The sequence below is a fragment of the Halorubrum yunnanense genome, assembly GCF_026586675.1.
GTDB lineage: Archaea > Halobacteriota > Halobacteria > Halobacteriales > Haloferacaceae > Halorubrum > Halorubrum yunnanense.
The window spans coordinates 1-14071 of record NZ_JAODIX010000028.1; the positions used below are offsets into that span (position 1 = coordinate 1).

General features: G+C 68.0%; 14 protein-coding genes, 1 rRNA gene and 2 pseudogenes. 9 read left to right on the forward strand and 8 right to left on the reverse strand.

All coding sequences use genetic code 11. From position 1 onward, the window contains the following. Positions 1 to 207: 207 nt before the first annotated feature. Together rrf and N5096_RS06180 are read left to right on the forward strand one after the other, a co-directional pair. Positions 208 to 329: ribosomal RNA gene (gene rrf / locus N5096_RS06175) — 5S ribosomal RNA — on the forward strand. A 328-nt stretch (positions 330 to 657) separates the two neighbouring features. Further along, on the forward strand, positions 658 to 1548 hold the full coding sequence (locus N5096_RS06180) for a hypothetical protein (protein WP_267663441.1): 891 nt from the start codon (positions 658 to 660) through the stop codon (positions 1546 to 1548). Positions 1549 to 1575: 27 nt separating this feature from the next. On the opposite strand, the gene N5096_RS06185 is transcribed toward N5096_RS06180, so the two are convergent. Next, the gene (locus N5096_RS06185; protein WP_267663442.1) at positions 1576 to 1872 is read right to left on the reverse strand and encodes a DUF8124 family protein; all 297 of its coding nucleotides are present in this window, start codon (positions 1870 to 1872) and stop codon (positions 1576 to 1578) included. 109 nt (positions 1873 to 1981) lie between these two features. On the opposite strand from N5096_RS06185, the gene N5096_RS06190 reads away from it, so the two are divergent. Further along, positions 1982 to 2869: a DMT family transporter gene (locus N5096_RS06190; protein ID WP_267663443.1), complete on the forward strand. Its 888-nt coding sequence runs from the start codon at positions 1982 to 1984 to the stop codon at positions 2867 to 2869. A gap of 60 nt (positions 2870 to 2929) precedes the next feature. Beyond that, the gene (locus N5096_RS06195) at positions 2930 to 4510 is read left to right on the forward strand and encodes a sensor histidine kinase (RefSeq protein ID WP_267663444.1); all 1581 of its coding nucleotides are present in this window, start codon (positions 2930 to 2932) and stop codon (positions 4508 to 4510) included. Between the two features lie 24 nt (positions 4511 to 4534). Here N5096_RS06195 and N5096_RS06200 read toward each other — a convergent pair whose 3' ends face one another. After that, complete coding sequence (locus N5096_RS06200) at positions 4535 to 5032, reverse strand: SRPBCC family protein (protein ID WP_267663445.1); 498 nt, start codon at positions 5030 to 5032, stop codon at positions 4535 to 4537. A gap of 156 nt (positions 5033 to 5188) precedes the next feature. On the opposite strand from N5096_RS06200, the gene N5096_RS06205 reads away from it, so the two are divergent. Both N5096_RS06205 and N5096_RS06210 read left to right on the forward strand, forming a co-directional pair. Continuing rightward, a complete protein-coding gene (locus N5096_RS06205) occupies positions 5189 to 6115 on the forward strand; it encodes a DNA-3-methyladenine glycosylase family protein (protein ID WP_267663446.1) in 927 nt (308 codons plus the stop codon). 90 nt (positions 6116 to 6205) lie between these two features. Further along, complete coding sequence (locus tag N5096_RS06210; RefSeq protein ID WP_267663447.1) at positions 6206 to 6598, forward strand: DUF555 domain-containing protein; 393 nt, start codon at positions 6206 to 6208, stop codon at positions 6596 to 6598. 111 nt (positions 6599 to 6709) lie between these two features. On the opposite strand, the gene N5096_RS06215 is transcribed toward N5096_RS06210, so the two are convergent. The 5 genes and pseudogenes from N5096_RS06215 to N5096_RS06235 form a co-directional block, all read right to left on the reverse strand. Further along, the gene (locus N5096_RS06215) at positions 6710 to 6943 is read right to left on the reverse strand and encodes a UPF0058 family protein (protein ID WP_267663448.1); all 234 of its coding nucleotides are present in this window, start codon (positions 6941 to 6943) and stop codon (positions 6710 to 6712) included. A gap of 259 nt (positions 6944 to 7202) precedes the next feature. Next, positions 7203 to 7382, reverse strand: a complete 180-nt coding sequence (locus N5096_RS06220; RefSeq protein ID WP_267663449.1) for a DUF7836 family putative zinc-binding protein — start codon at positions 7380 to 7382, stop codon at positions 7203 to 7205. 175 nt (positions 7383 to 7557) lie between these two features. Beyond that, positions 7558 to 8562 carry a transcription initiation factor IIB gene (locus N5096_RS06225; protein ID WP_267663450.1) on the reverse strand — a complete coding sequence of 335 codons (1005 nt, stop codon included), beginning with the start codon at positions 8560 to 8562 and terminating at the stop codon, positions 7558 to 7560. 252 nt (positions 8563 to 8814) lie between these two features. After that, positions 8815 to 8988: pseudogene (locus N5096_RS06230) on the reverse strand (mechanosensitive ion channel family protein); the annotation flags it as partial. A 52-nt stretch (positions 8989 to 9040) separates the two neighbouring features. Beyond that, positions 9041 to 10309 carry a Zn-dependent hydrolase gene (locus N5096_RS06235; protein WP_267663451.1) on the reverse strand — a complete coding sequence of 423 codons (1269 nt, stop codon included), beginning with the start codon at positions 10307 to 10309 and terminating at the stop codon, positions 9041 to 9043. 137 nt (positions 10310 to 10446) lie between these two features. On the opposite strand from N5096_RS06235, the gene N5096_RS06240 reads away from it, so the two are divergent. Together N5096_RS06240 and N5096_RS06245 are read left to right on the forward strand one after the other, a co-directional pair. Next, entirely contained in the window at positions 10447 to 11649 is a 1203-nt protein-coding gene (locus N5096_RS06240; protein ID WP_267663452.1) for a M24 family metallopeptidase, read from the forward strand. Between the two features lie 100 nt (positions 11650 to 11749). Then, entirely contained in the window at positions 11750 to 12934 is a 1185-nt protein-coding gene (locus N5096_RS06245) for an MFS transporter (protein WP_379790099.1), read from the forward strand. Between the two features lie 29 nt (positions 12935 to 12963). On the opposite strand, the gene N5096_RS06250 is transcribed toward N5096_RS06245, so the two are convergent. Then, the gene (locus N5096_RS06250) at positions 12964 to 13200 is read right to left on the reverse strand and encodes a DUF7120 family protein (protein WP_008003406.1); all 237 of its coding nucleotides are present in this window, start codon (positions 13198 to 13200) and stop codon (positions 12964 to 12966) included. Positions 13201 to 13292: 92 nt separating this feature from the next. Here N5096_RS06250 and N5096_RS06255 point away from each other — a divergent pair. Next, positions 13293 to 13931 (forward strand): annotated as a pseudogene (locus N5096_RS06255) (IS6 family transposase). The last annotated feature ends 140 nt before the right edge of the window (positions 13932 to 14071 follow it).

Here is a 14071-nt window from a genome sequence, read left to right on the forward strand (position 1 = left end):
CAAGGCAACGAGGTGTTGAGTCCACGAGTACTAACAGACCGAAGCCACAATCATACGGCACTGACACCACGCTCGGTTGAGTTCAGGCGGTAACTGGATCGCACGTATACACGGTCGGCTGATCGAGAGATCAGAGCCACCGACACAGGTGTCTCTCGCCGCTCGTGAGAGCGGAGAGAGGTTCGGTTCGAATCCGAGCGTCGGCGTGAAGGCGGCCAGAGCGGTGGGGAAACACCCGTACCCATTCCGAACACGGAAGTTAAGCCCACCAGCGTACCGGGAAGTACTGGAGTGAGCGATCCTCTGGGAACCGCGGTTCGCCGCCTGCCCATTCATACTTTCATCCTCGTAGCCCACTCATAGGAGCGATTGCTCCAGAATAACTCGGCCCACGTTCGTCTCCGCCCGATTCGGCTCTGTTCGATGTTATCGGACGCCCTCGACGGGGTTTGGCGCTGCTCAGTTGCATCCGAGCTCGCACGAGTTGACTCGGCTAGGATACCTCGAGCTTGGAGTATGGAGAATATAACACGGGTGAGCGACGGCGCTGGCCGACTGCGGTGCGATAACGCATTTCAGTACTGCAACGGCTAAATTTCAATATTGAGACGTTCATCCGTAAGTTTATTAATTTTGTCGCTGAACCTAACTGTATTGATGGCCGCTCCGACGGATTTCGACCACGGCCTCACCGTCCGACTGTCCGCGGCCGGGCAGCCGCCGGTCCGTGACGGTTCGTCGGCGGAGCGAGTGATTTCCGTGCTGTTCGAGACCGGAATCGAGGAGTGGCGACGCGGCTGGCGCGATTCGCCCCGGCTAGATCCGACGCGGGAGGCGATCGTCTCGGCGAGCGACACCACCCGCGGAGCGACCGCGACGACGCAGGTCGTTCCGGGACGCCGGCTCGCGTACACGATGGTCGACGAGTCTGCGGATCTCGATCGCGTTGTAGACGCCGTTTCGACGCACGTCACCGAGGCCGAGTGGAAGGGACCGTCTGTCGTCGTCGACGATATCGCCCGCCTACTCGCTGACCGGGGCGTCCCTGATACTCGGTCGTTTGTCGCGGCCCTAAGCGGGCTCACGGGTATCACAGACGTCGTCGTCGGGTGCTCGCATCGTCCCGAGGTGGCCGCCGCTGTCCGATCGCTGTTCGACCCGAGCGACGTCGCGGGACACGTCGACCACCCCGTTACCGGAGCCCTCGACCGACTGCGACGGGACGACCCCACGACGTTCGGGTACGTGCGTCGCCACTGGGCGGAGGCGCGCGACGGGATCGAGCGCTGCACGCGGAACTACCCCCAATCGCGGCAGATACACGCTTCCCTCTCTGAACCGGAAACGACGCCGCGGACGCTCGGTGCGACCCTGTCGGGGCTCGTTCGGCTCGACGTGCTCGACACCTGGGGTGAGACCGTCGGATCGACGCGGTACGATCTCACCGCCTACGATCCCGACCTGATGTGGGTGGTCGGAGCCGCCCTCGCGACGTCGTCGGGAGGACCCGGCGCGGACGAGGGGTCGGCGACGGCCGGCGACGACTAAGGAATCGACGCGGGCGCTCCCTTCGATTCACTCCGTCTGATCGCCCGATTCCGCCCCCGGAGCGTCGAGGTCGTGTGAGACGACGGTGCCGTCCGGTTCGAGCGTGACCGTCCCGAGCGTGACCGTCGAGCCCGGTTCGAACCGATCGGCGATGGCTCCGAGGACCGCCCGTTGATCGAGGAACTCCCAAACGGTCTCGGCGACGAGGGACTGGAACGCCTCGGGATCGGTCCACCCGGAGTCGACGTCAGACGGGACGCGGACGACGAACCGGAGCTCCTCCTCGGTGACGTGGACCCCCACGCCGAACGTGTCTGCGCACATGCGTGGCCGTTCGAACCGGAGTCGCAAATCTCCGTTGGGAAGGGACTGAACGTCCCCGTGCCGTCTCGAAACCTGTAAGCGAGGTGCGCGGGAATCGACTGCCAACCCGATGTCGACCAATCCCCGAGTCCCGCCGGCGGCCGCCCTCGCGACCGCGGTCGTCGCCGTGAGCGCCGGGGCGATTCTCGTCAGGCTCAGCGACGCACCGAGCTCGGTGGCCGCGTTCTATCGCGTCCTCTTCACGACGCTACCACTGCTCCCGGTCGCGCTCTGGCGGTATCGGGATGAGTTCGCTTGCATCGACCGCCGCGATCTCGCGTTCGCGGCGCTGTCGGGCGTCGCGCTCGCGCTCCACTTCGCCGCCTGGTTCGAGAGCCTAGACTGGACGAGCGTCGCGGCGAGCGTCACGCTCGTTCAGGCCCAGCCGGTGTTCGTCGCGCTCGGCGCGTGGCTGCTCCTCCACGAACGCGTGACACGTCGGATGGTGGCCGGTATCGCGGTCGCGATCGCGGGAATGGTCGCGATGTCCCTCGGCGACTTCCTCGGCGGGGTACTCGTCGGGCCTCGGCCGCTCTACGGAAACGGGTTGGCGCTGTTCGGCGCTCTGACGGCGGCCGGCTACGTCCTCGCCGGCCGTTCCCTCCGACAGCGCGTCTCGCTCGTCCCGTACGTGGTCGTCGTCTACGGCGTCTGCACCGTCTCGCTCCTCGCCATCGTCCTGCTGCAGGGGCACCCGCTCGCCGGATACCCGTCTCGGGAGTGGGCCCTCTTTGCGGGGCTCGCGCTCGGTCCGGGCCTGCTCGGGCACACCGTTCTCAACTGGACGCTCGCGCACGTCGAGTCGAGCGTCGCCTCCGTGTCGCTCCTCGGCGAACCGGTCGGCGCGACGCTGCTCGCGTTCCTCCTCCTCGGCGAGGTGCCGACCCCCGTCACGCTCGTCGGCGGTGCCGTCGTCCTCGCCGGAATCGCGCTGACGTCGACGGGCACGGCCAACTGACGTTCTCACGCCCGATATTCGGGTGTTAACGTTGATATGTAACCGTCGGCATGTCATCGTATGCACCGTCGTTCCGTCGTCGCTTACGTAGGCGACGACACGAACGCGCGTGACCGCGTCCGCGACGCGGTGACGGCCGCTTGGAGCGGCCCTCGATCGCCGGACTGCGGATCGATCGCACCGGCTGAGTTCTCGGAAGTCGCAGAGAACGCCACATCGCTGCTGAGCGACGCCTGCGGAGTCGTTACCACCGCCGACGCGCTCGCGTCGGACGCCGTCCGGCACCACCTCTCGGCGACGCCCGAGACCGTTCCCGTAATCGTCGCCGTCGAGGAGCCGGAGATCGACACGCTCCGTACCGTCCTCGATGCCGAGGTTGACTGCGTCGTCGCCGGCGAACCCGGCGGTGGGTCGGAAGCCGACGACGAGGGCGCGGCCGATCCCCTGGTTGAGCGCTTGCGGGACGCGATCGATCCCGCGCTGACGCGACTCGGCGGCGACGAGGTCGCGCGGCTTCGGGAAGTGCTGCTGGACGCCGGAACCACCCTGATGAGCACCAGGTCGGACGAGGTCGAAACGAAGATCGTCTGGACGATGAAGCACGTCGGGCAGCAGGTCGCGATCGATCGGATCGTCTGTTACTTGGAGGACGAGGGCGCGTTTGAGCCGGCGTACCACTGGTCGTCGGGCGAGTCCGACCCGGAGCCGAAGCCGTTCGGCGAGTTCCCCGACCCGGAAGCGCTCTCTACGTTCGAGGACGTCGTCCGTTCGTCTGTCGCCGGGGAGGCCGGTGAGGAGCCGTCCGACCACGCGGGAGCCGAGGTCTCGCCGGCGACGGTCCACGTGCCACTCGTCTCCGACTGGGAACTGATCGGCGTCCTCGCCTTCGAGGTCGACGACCCGCGAGCGTGGACCGAAGAGGAGGTCGCCGCGTACCGCACCTTCGGCGACCTGATCGCCAACACCATCGCGCGGAACGAGCGGCGCCTCGAACTCCGCCGCCAGACGGAGCGGCTTGAGCAGTTCAGCGCGGTCGTCTCGCACGATCTCCGCAACCCGCTCAACGTCCTTTCCGGCTACCTCGACCTCGTCGCGGACGACGTCGAGCGCCCGAAGTACGAAGCGATGGAGCGCGCGGTACTCCGGATGGAGACGCTCATCGACGACCTCCTGATGCTGGCCAGACGGGGCGACGCGATCGACGAGACGGAGTCTGTCTCGGTCGCGGCGGTCGCCGAGGACGCCTGGAAGTCCGTCCGGGCGCCGAAGGCGACGCTGACGATCGCGGACGACGTCGCTCACGTGGAGGCCGATCCGAGCCGCCTCCGACAGCTGTTCGAGAACCTGTTCCGCAACGCCGTCGATCACGGCGGGAGGGGCGTCGGCATCGAGGTCGGCGTCGAGGACGGTCGCTCGGGTGTGCGGGGGCTCTACGTCGCGGACGACGGGCCGGGAGTACCGCCCGAGGCCCGCGACTCGCTGTTCGAGTCGGGGTTCTCGACGGCGGGAAGCTCGGGGCTCGGGCTCGCTATCGTCAACCGGATCGCCAACGCCCACGGCTGGGGGATCGACGTCCGAAACGACGGCGGTGCGGTGTTTGAGCTCTCGTTCGAAACGGAGACGGCGACCGCTCCGGCCTGACTAACCCGGTCACCGATCCTTCGATCACGCCTCGAACCGGTCGATCGTCCGCCGGTGTCGGTCCCGGAACATCCCCTCGAACCCGACCTTCGCGAACGGACCGGCGACGTCTCCGAGCGGACCGAGCGGCAGCCGGTAGGAGACGGTGTCGACGAGGAGCGTCTCCTCGTCGTCGGCGTAGAAGGCGTGGGTGTGCTCCCACCGACGGAAGGGCCCTCCGACCATGTCGTCGACGAAGTGCGCGCTCCCCTCGACCGGCGCGTCGCCGCTGGGTTCTCGCTCGGTGACCCGGGAGGTCCACCGCTGTCTGGGTCCGACGCCGAACGGCCGCATCGACATCCGTATCCGCGACCCCTCGGTGAGCACCTCCGGGTCCGGCTCCCCGTCCGGTCCCTCGACGCCGGCGATACGGAGGTCCATCCACCCCGGCGTGAGCGCGCGGAGGCCGTCGATCGTGGAGTGAAACGCCCACACCTCGTCGATGGGCGCGGGCACGCGGGTCGTCCGGCGGTACGTCGGCATACCCATCCCTACGTGGCCACCGGGCAAAAACCCCGTCTCGCCTGCCGGGGTTGCCGGCGACTCGGTCTCGGACCGGTCCGCAGACGCGTCGCGGGCTCTCGCGTCGGCCGACCGGGACCGAAATCCGGATACGGTCGGGGCCCCTGTAGATTCGTAATGGAACGAGGCGCGATCGACGTCGCGGAGCTGGCCGGCCCGTTCGACCTCCAGGCGACCGTCGAGAGCGGTCAGAGCTACCTCTGGAACCGCGCAGACGGCGAGACGTACGCCGACCTGCACGCCCACGACGGCGACGAGTGGTACGAGACGGTCGTCGCCCCGATCCCCGGGGTCGTCGACGAGCGCATCCCCCTGCGCGTCAGGCAGGACGGGGGGGTCCACGACGGGACCCTCCGCTGGGAGTCGACGGTCGACGCCGCCCCCGTCCTCGAACACCTGTTTCGGCTCGACGACGACCTCGACGCGGTCCTCGACGCGACCCCGGACCTCCCGCTCCTCGAACGGGCGTACGGCGCCTACGAGGGGATGCGGCTCACCCGCGACCCCGTCTTCCCGTGTCTGATATCCTTCATCTGCTCCGCGCAGATGCGCGTCGCACGGATCCACGGCATGCAGCGTCGCCTCCGGGAGACGTACGGCGACGTCGTCGAACTCGACGGGGAGCCGTACCACGCGTTCCCGACGCCGGAACAGCTCGCCGCCCGGACGGAGGAGGAGCTTCGCGACCTCTCTCTGGGCTACCGCGCGCCCTACGTCCGGCGGACGGCCGAGATGGTCGCGTCGGGCGAGGCGGACCCGCTCTCGGCCGCGGAGCTCCCGTACGAAGAGGCGCGCGAGTCGCTGACGCGGTTCGTCGGCGTCGGCGACAAGGTCGCCGACTGCGTCCTCCTGTTCTCGCTCGGCTTCCTCGAGGCGGTCCCGCTCGACACCTGGATCCGGACGACCATCGAGGAGTACTACCCCGACTGTGAGCGCGGCGACTACGCCGAGACGTCGCGCGCGATCCGCGAGCGCTTCGGGGGCCGGTACGCCGGCTACGCCCAGACGTACGTGTTCTACTACCTCCGCGCGGGCGGCGAGTGAGTCGGGGCAGTCGCCCGTCGTGTCGCCGTCTCGGCCTCGGGACTCGTCGGCCGAACCTTCATACTCGTTCGTGTGGTATACGTCTCCGTGATGGACTGTCGAGTCGTCGTGGAGGCCGCCGTCCCCGTGTACGACGTCGGGACCCCCGACGAAGCCGTCCGGATCGCGATCTCGAAGACCGGGGAGATGCTGAATCCGGACCTGAGCTACGTCGAAATCGACACCGGAAGCCGCACGTCGCCCGCGGGCGAGGAGCTGGCGCCGGCGTTCGTGGCCGCCGACGAGGCGCTCGTCGCCCTCGAACTCCAGATGGACGTGTTCAACGTCGAACGCGCCGAACACGCCAGCCGCGTCGCGCGCAAGGAGATCGGACAGCGGCTCCGGAACATCCCGTTGACGGTGCTCGACGTCGAGGAGATCGGAACCGGTGACGAGCCGGAGGCGGAGGTCGATTCGGACTCGCCGTCGACCGAGGGGCGGTAAGCGGTCGACGACCTTGGCGGTAGACCCGAATAGAGCGACGGTAGAGAAGCGGTGAGGGCTGCGTGGCTGGCGCTACGGACCAGACGAGCGGTCGGAAACGGGAGCGAAGTCTCAGTCTGCGGTCGGGGCCAGCGGCTCCGATTCGGATTCGTCCATCGGCTCGGTGATTCCCTCGGTCAGCTTGAAAACGGCCGCCTTGTGGTCTGTCTTCGACTTGTGAATCGATGTCGGTTTGACGCCCAGTTCTTCGTAGGCCTCGAGGTCGACGTCCTCGTCCCAGAACTCGCACTGTTTTCGTACCTCTGCGAGAAGGCCGTGAAGATGGATGAGCTCCTGCTTCTTCATGAGTAACAGCCCTTTGCTACCGGAGGTTTATATTACTATCTTGAGCCACGTTACCATGGGTAGCCCGCGTATCGCCGCTTTCGGGGCCCAGACCCCGCTTTCCGGGTTATCGATCGGGAAGGTTCCGCGGATCCGCACCCGCTGCGCCGCCACCGAGAGGGGTTCTCGGGCTGACGCCGCGATCGGCTTCAGGCGGCTTCGAGTGGCGACGAGACCGTCGGACTCGAGAGCGCGGCGCGGTTCCGGCCGGCGAGGCGGCTCACTGGAACTGTTTGACGGCTTCGAGGTCGCGTTCGGTGCGCATGAACTCCGTCAGTCGGCGGGTCGCGTGGCACTCAGGGCAGCTGAAGTTTGAGCGGAGGTCTTGGAGGTCCCCGGGGTTGTCCTGCCACTCCTTGGTACACTCCGGACAGACGAGTCTGACGAACGCGTCAACCATGAACTTCCGTACACGCGGCCGACTTAAAAACGTACGTGGCGAGGATATCCGGCCCGGTCCGAGGCGGGGGCACCGCCGCTCTCATGCGGCGGAAAGCCGACGGACGGACCGGGCCGAAGGAAGGCGGCAGACGCGGAGAGCGGCCGATGCGGAGAGACGGCGTCGAGCGCCGACGTCAGGCCGCTATCTCTTCGCTCGCCTCAAGGAGCTCCTTGTACCGGTTCCGGATGGTGACCTCGCTGATGTCGGCGACCGCCGACACCTCGCTTTGGGTCACCTTCTCGTTCGAGAGGAGCGCGGCCGCGTACACCGCGGACGCGGCGAGCCCGACCGGGGACTTCCCGCTCGTGATGCCGGACTCCTTCGCGCCCTCGAGGAGCTCGCGAGCCAGCCGCTGCGTCTCCTCGGAGAGCTCCAGCCGCGAGACGAACCGCGGGACGTAGCTCCCGGGGTCGGCCGGCTGGACGCGCAGCCCCAGCTCGCGGATGACGTAGCGGTACGTCCGGGTGAGCTCCATCTTCTCGACGCGGGAAACGGCCGTGAACTCGTCGAGGCTGCGCGGGTTCCCCACCTGTCGGGCGGCCGCGTACAGCGACGCGGTCGCGACGCCTTCGATCGAGCGGCCGGGCAGGAGGTTCTCGCTCAGCGCGCGGCGGTAGATGACGGAGGCGGTCTCGCGGACGTTGTCCGGGAGGCCGAGCGCCGAGGCCATCCGGTCGATCTCGCCGAGCGCCTGCTTCAGGTTGCGCTCCTTCGAGTCGCGGGTGCGGAACCGCTCGTTCCAGGTGCGGAGCCGCTGCATCTTCTCGCGCTGACGGCTCGACAGCGACTTGCCGTAGGCGTCTTTGTCCTGCCAGCCGATGTTCGTCGACAGGCCCTTGTCGTGCATCATGTTCGTCGTCGGGGCCCCGACGCGCGACTTGCTGTCCCGCTCGTTGGAGTTGAACGCGCGCCACTCCGGGCCGCGGTCGACCGAGTCCTGCTCGACAACGAGCCCGCAGTCGTCACACACCGTCTCGCCGTGCTCCGTGTCGCTGATGAGGCTCCCAGCGCACTCGGGACAGGTTGTTGTCCGCTCCGCCGCCGTCGATTCTGACTCGTCCGTCTCCGTCTCCGCCGACCGGTCTCGGCTTGCTCGCTCCGTTTCCCCGCCGTAGTCGCGTGTACGTGTTTCTGTCATGGGTTCTCTCCGATCGAACTCCCGACTGAAATACAGGTGCCGGGGTGGCCGATTCGTTAACTAATAGTAAGTTCTCTAAGTATATAAATACATCGGGTATTGGGTCGCCAGTGACTCTGTAAAATCCGGATGAGCCACCGAAAACGGCCGTTTCATCTCCTTCGCGTCTTTACCTCGACTCTCGGAACGCGGACGGATCTGTACGTCATCATATATAAACCCCACCGGTGACCCGGATCGCTCTCGCTCGCGCTACCGGACCCGGCTCACCGGGAACCCCACCCGGTCCGGCACGTCGTTGAACCGCTCGAGGATCCGCTCGTACGGGCGGTTCTTCACGCGCTGTCCCCGGCGCGGGTGCGTGAGGTACCGGACGCGGAGCTCCGGCCACGACTCGCCCCGCGTCGCATTCACTGCCGGGCGGTCGCGGCCGATCGGCAAAACGGTCGTGACGCGGTCCGACCGCGCCTCTCCGGCCTTACGACTCGTCGACCGCGACCCGCGCCAGCGCGCCCGCCAGCACCTCGGTCGCGGCCGCGCAGTCCGCCCAGTCGGTCCACTCGCGGGGGCTGTGCGAGATCCCGCCGCGCGAGGGCGCGAACAGCAGCGAGGCGTCGGTGACGCGGGCGACGCGCATCGCATCGTGCGCCGCACCGGAGTGGAGGTCGAGCGCGGTCCGGCCGGCGTCGGCCGCGGCGGCGTGGGCGCCCTCCCGGAGGCGGTCACTCATCGGCGTCGGCGCCACGTCGAAGGGGCGCTCGAACGAGGTCTCGACGCCCCGATCGCGCTCCAGTCGGGCGAGCGACTCGCGCGCCTCCGAGACGATAGTCTCCATCGACTCCCCCTCGACGTCCCGGATGTCGACCTCGGCGTCGACGCGCCCGGGAACGACGTTCGTCGCGTTCGGCGAGACGGACAGCGACCCGACCGTGCCGACCGCGGACGCGCTCGACTCCTCGACGACCGCGTTCGCGGCCCCCTCGACGTCGAGGACGAACTCGCTGGCGGCCGCGAGCGCGTCGGTCCGATCGCCCATCGCGGTCGCGCCCGCGTGGTTCGCCTCGCCCTCGATCGTCACGTCGCAGTGGGTGATCCCCGTGATCGTCGTCACCATGCCGGCGTCCGCGCCCGCCGCCTCCAAGACGGTGTCCTGCTCGATGTGGAGCTCGTAGAAGGCCGCCCACGTCGCGGGGTTGACCGCGTCGTCGCCGCGGTAGCCGATCCGGTCGAGCGCCTCGCCGAGCGTCTCGCCGTCGTCGCTCTCGGACGCGAGCGCCGCCTCGGCGTCCGTCTCGCCGGTCGCGACGCTCGACCCGAGCAGCCCGTTCCCGAACGTGGCCCCCTCCTCCTCGGTGAAGCTGACGACGCCGACCGGACGCGTCGGTTCGACGCCGGCCTCCCGCGTTGCCCGAACCGCCTCCAGCGCGGCGTACGTCCCGAGCGGGCCGTCGAAGATCCCGCCCTCGGGGACGCTGTCGAGGTGGCTCCCGCTCACGACGGGCGCGGCCGCCGGGTCCGCGGAGTCAGGGGTCCACGTTCCGAGGACGTTCCCGACCCCGTCGATCGCGACCTCGAGCCCGGCGTCTCTCATCCGCTCCACCAGCCGGTCGCGGGCGGCCGCGTTGGCCTCGCTCCCGGTCCGGTTCGTCCGGCCGCGTTTCCCCGAGTCGTCGTACTCGACGCGACCGAACGCCGCGTTCGCCTCCAGGTCCGCCCGGAGGCGGTCGGCGTCGACTGACAGGTCCATGCGCAGATCGGTGCGCCGCCGGACCAAAACGGTTCGTGGATCGGTTTCAGCCGGTCTCGTCTCGCGCCGACGCGACACGCGACCGCGGCCGGTTCCGCGAGGGCAACCGACTTGGGGGTCGCCCGAGCAACTCGCGTATGAACCGGACACGGCTCGACGAGACGCTCGCCGACCTCGACGCCGACGGCTACCTGCTCGACGCCTCCCAAGAGGACGCGAACCAGCTGTACCTCTCGGGGTTCACCGGCCCGGACCCGTTCCTGACGCTGTACGCCGACGGCGAGGTCCACGCGCTCGTCTCGGGGTTGGAGTACGGGCGGGCGAAGACCGAGGCCACCGCCGACACGGTCGAGCGCCACGCCGACTACGGCTACGAGTACGGCGGCCGCGAGGACCGGAACGACATGTACGCCGCCTTCGTCCGCGACAAGGGCGTCGAGTCGGTGGCGATGCCCCCGCGCGCCCCGGTCGGGACCGCCGACGCGATGCGCGAGCGCGGGGTCGACGTCGCGGTCGACGGCGACGACCTCCTCCGCGAGGTCCGGGCCGTGAAGACCGACGAGGAGGTCGACGCGATCCGCGAGGCGCAGCGGGCGAACGAGGCCGCGATGCGCGCCGCGGAGGAGCTGCTCGCGAGCGCGGCCGTCGCCGGTGAGGGCGCGTCCACCGGGGGCGAGCCCGCCGACGGCGATCTCACCCCCGGGACGCTCCTGCTCGCGGACGGCGAGCCGCTCACCAGCGAGCGCGTCGCGGAGGAGATCGAGGTGACGCTGCTCCGCCACGGCTGCGCGCTCGACGAGACGATCGTCGCCGGCGGCGCGCAGGCGGCCGACCCCCACGACCGCGGGTCCGGCCCGCTCCGGGCGAACGAGGCGATCATCGTCGACATCTTCCCGCGGTCGAAGGCGACGAGGTACAACGCCGACATGACCCGGACGTTCTGCGTCGGCGAGCCGCCGGCGGCGCTCCGCGAGTGGTACGACCTCACCGAGCGCGCGCTCGACGCCGCCCTCGACGCGGTCGAGCCGGGGGCGACCGGCGGGGACGTCCACGCCGCCGCCTGCGAGGTGTACGAGGAGGCCGGCGAGCCGACGTTCCGCACCGACCCCGAGACGGAGACGGGGTTCATCCACTCGACCGGCCACGGCATCGGCCTCGACGTCCACGAGTCCCCCCGGCTCGCGAGCGGCGGGGGCGAGCTGGAGCCCGGTCACGTGATCACCGTCGAGCCGGGGCTGTACGACCCCGACGTCGGCGGCGTCCGGATCGAGGACCTCGTCGTCGTCACCGAGGACGGCCACGAGAACCTCAGCGAGTACCCGATTTCGTTCGAGCTCTGAGCGTCGTCGACGCCCCCGATTTGCGAACCGCTCGCACACCGCACCCGGCTCGACTGGCCGCGACCGGAACCCGCTTTGACCGCCGTCGAGAACGATGCCCGTGAACTGGCGGTACCGGCACACGGCACTGGCCCTCTGCACGCTCGCGTTCACCGCGACGATGGTCGCGCGGCTCGTCATCAGCCCCCTTGTCCCGACGATTACGGCCGAGTTCGGCGTCTCGAACGCGACCGTCGGGCTCGCGCTCTCGGGGATGTGGCTCGCGTACGCCCTGGCCCAGTTCCCCTCTGGCGTGTTCGGCGACAGGTACGGCGAGCGCGTCGTCATCCTCACGGCGGTCGGCGCCACCGCGGTCGCCTCGCTGCTGATCGCCGTCTCCCCGTCGATCGCCGTCTTCATGCTGTTCACCGTGGTGCTCGGCGCGGGCGCGGGCCTCCACTACTCGGTGGCGACGACGTTCCTCGCCAAGCAGTTCGACGACATCGGTCGGGCCATCGGCGTCCACGTCGCCGGCGGCCCGCTCGCCGGGCTCGCCGCGCCGCCGCTCGCCGCGCTCGTCGGCTCGCGACACGGCTGGCGGGCCGGGATCCTGCTCGGTGCCGCCGTCGCGGTGCCGGTGTTCGCCCTGATCGCGTGGCGGGTGCGCCCCACCAAGGCCGTCCGTCCCGACCAGCCGGTCCGCGAGCGGTTCGCCCTCGCCCCGCTCGTCGAGCTGCTCTCCCGGCCGCCGATCCTCTACACGACCGCGCTGGCGACGATGGGCGCGTTCACGTGGCAGGCGACCGCCTCCTTCCTCCCGACGTTCCTCGACGTCGGGGGCGGCCTCTCGACCGGGCTGTCGGCGCTGCTGTTCTCCCTCTACTTCCTCGTCCACGGCGGTACCCAGCCGATCACGGGGTCGCTCTCCGACCGGTTCGGCCGCGACGCGACGGCCATGGGCACCATGAGCGCGGGGATCGTCGGTTACGGGCTGCTCGTCGCGACGGCGCGGTTCGACCTCGGTCTCGGCGCGACCGTCGCCGCAGTCTGTCTCGTCGGCGTCGCGATGTCGTGGGGGGCGCCGGTCCAGTCGCGGTTCATGGACCTGCTCTCCGACGCCGAGCGCGGCGCCGGGTTCGGTCTCGTCCGGACCGCCTACATGGTGATCGGAGCGTCCGGTAGCGTCGTCGTCGGAACCGTTTCGGACGTCGCGGGCTGGGGAGTCGCCTTCGGGCTACTCGCGGGCGTCATGGCTCTCGGACTGGTCACGCTGCTGGCGAACCGACTGCTCTGGCTCGGTTACTGAGGGGAGGGTCCTATTTAAAACGGGGTCGGCTACAGCCGGTCGTCCTCCAAGCTCCCGGGGTCCTGTGCGGTGTCGAACATGTTGTTCTCCGCGCCGTCGAGCATCTCGTCGCGCGGGTCGTCGTCGACGACGCTCACGTTGTACGCCTCGATGCCGGAGGCGATGAGGTCCTCCGCGGCCTGTTCCTCGGAGACGAACTCCTGTTCGGCGAGCTGTTGGAACTCCGCGTAGACGTCGTCCGAGAGGTTCAGTTCGAAGGTGGGCACACCCCTTCGTTCCGGCCGGACGCTTTTAAGCGTTCCCTCGCCGACGAGGTCGCGTTAAGTTAGAGGATGAGGCGGACGAGTTCTGAGTGTCTATGGCAGAATTCGACCGCCTCAACGATGGTATCGCGTGGATCGACTTGTCGTTTGTGGAGCGAGATCGAACGCCCCGATAGGCGATTGAAGTAGGGATCCGCTGTCACTTGGGCGGTATGTCACTACGCGAGGTGAGTAAATTTCTTGAAGAATACGGAATTGATCGGAGTCACGTCGCTATTCACAACTGGGTTCATAAAGCCGATCTACAGCCGATCTCGACCGTTTCCGAGGATCAGCTCGCGGTTGACGAAAAGATGATCCGCCTCCACGGTCAGAAATTCTGGCTGTACGGTGCGGTTGATCCATACACGAACAAAATCCTTCACGTGAGCCTCTATCCGACCGCAAATAAACAGACTACGCGATGGTTTCTCACCGAGCTACACCGGCGCTACCAACTCGATGATGTGAAGTTTCTCGTTGATGACGCAGACTATCTTGGACCAGTTCTTGCTAAAGACGGGTATCGATTTCAAGTCATTCGACATGGAAATCGAAATGCTATCGAACGTGTCTTTTGGGAAATAGAACAGCGAACATCATCGTTCGCAAATAGTTTCAGCAATGTCGCGCTAGAGACAGCTCAAAATTGGCTCGAAGCCGTCGCCGTCTACCACAATTCACGCCAAACTTAACGCGACCGCCGACGACGGGTGGGTATTTAAACCGCCGAACAGTTCGGGAGTAGCCGCTTCCCCGTTTCCGGTCTTAGTTACGACGTGTCACGGCTGCGTACAGCATAAGCGACGCCCACCGGACGGGCACCGTGGTATCG

Bases quoted from the DNA above. Each gene is read 5' to 3' on its own strand.
- N5096_RS06180 (WP_267663441.1), top strand. From the start codon at position 658: ATGGCCGCTCCGACGGATTTCGACCACGGCCTCACCGTCCGACTGTCC.
- N5096_RS06185 (WP_267663442.1), bottom strand. From the start codon at position 1,872: ATGTGCGCAGACACGTTCGGCGTGGGGGTCCACGTCACCGAGGAGGAG.
- N5096_RS06190 (WP_267663443.1), top strand. From the start codon at position 1,982: ATGTCGACCAATCCCCGAGTCCCGCCGGCGGCCGCCCTCGCGACCGCG.
- N5096_RS06195 (WP_267663444.1), top strand. From the start codon at position 2,930: ATGCACCGTCGTTCCGTCGTCGCTTACGTAGGCGACGACACGAACGCG.
- N5096_RS06200 (WP_267663445.1), bottom strand. From the start codon at position 5,032: ATGCCGACGTACCGCCGGACGACCCGCGTGCCCGCGCCCATCGACGAG.
- N5096_RS06205 (WP_267663446.1), top strand. From the start codon at position 5,189: ATGGAACGAGGCGCGATCGACGTCGCGGAGCTGGCCGGCCCGTTCGAC.
- N5096_RS06210 (WP_267663447.1), top strand. From the start codon at position 6,206: ATGGACTGTCGAGTCGTCGTGGAGGCCGCCGTCCCCGTGTACGACGTC.
- N5096_RS06215 (WP_267663448.1), bottom strand. From the start codon at position 6,943: ATGAAGAAGCAGGAGCTCATCCATCTTCACGGCCTTCTCGCAGAGGTA.
- N5096_RS06220 (WP_267663449.1), bottom strand. From the start codon at position 7,382: ATGGTTGACGCGTTCGTCAGACTCGTCTGTCCGGAGTGTACCAAGGAG.
- N5096_RS06225 (WP_267663450.1), bottom strand. From the start codon at position 8,562: ATGACAGAAACACGTACACGCGACTACGGCGGGGAAACGGAGCGAGCA.
- N5096_RS06235 (WP_267663451.1), bottom strand. From the start codon at position 10,309: ATGGACCTGTCAGTCGACGCCGACCGCCTCCGGGCGGACCTGGAGGCG.
- N5096_RS06240 (WP_267663452.1), top strand. From the start codon at position 10,447: ATGAACCGGACACGGCTCGACGAGACGCTCGCCGACCTCGACGCCGAC.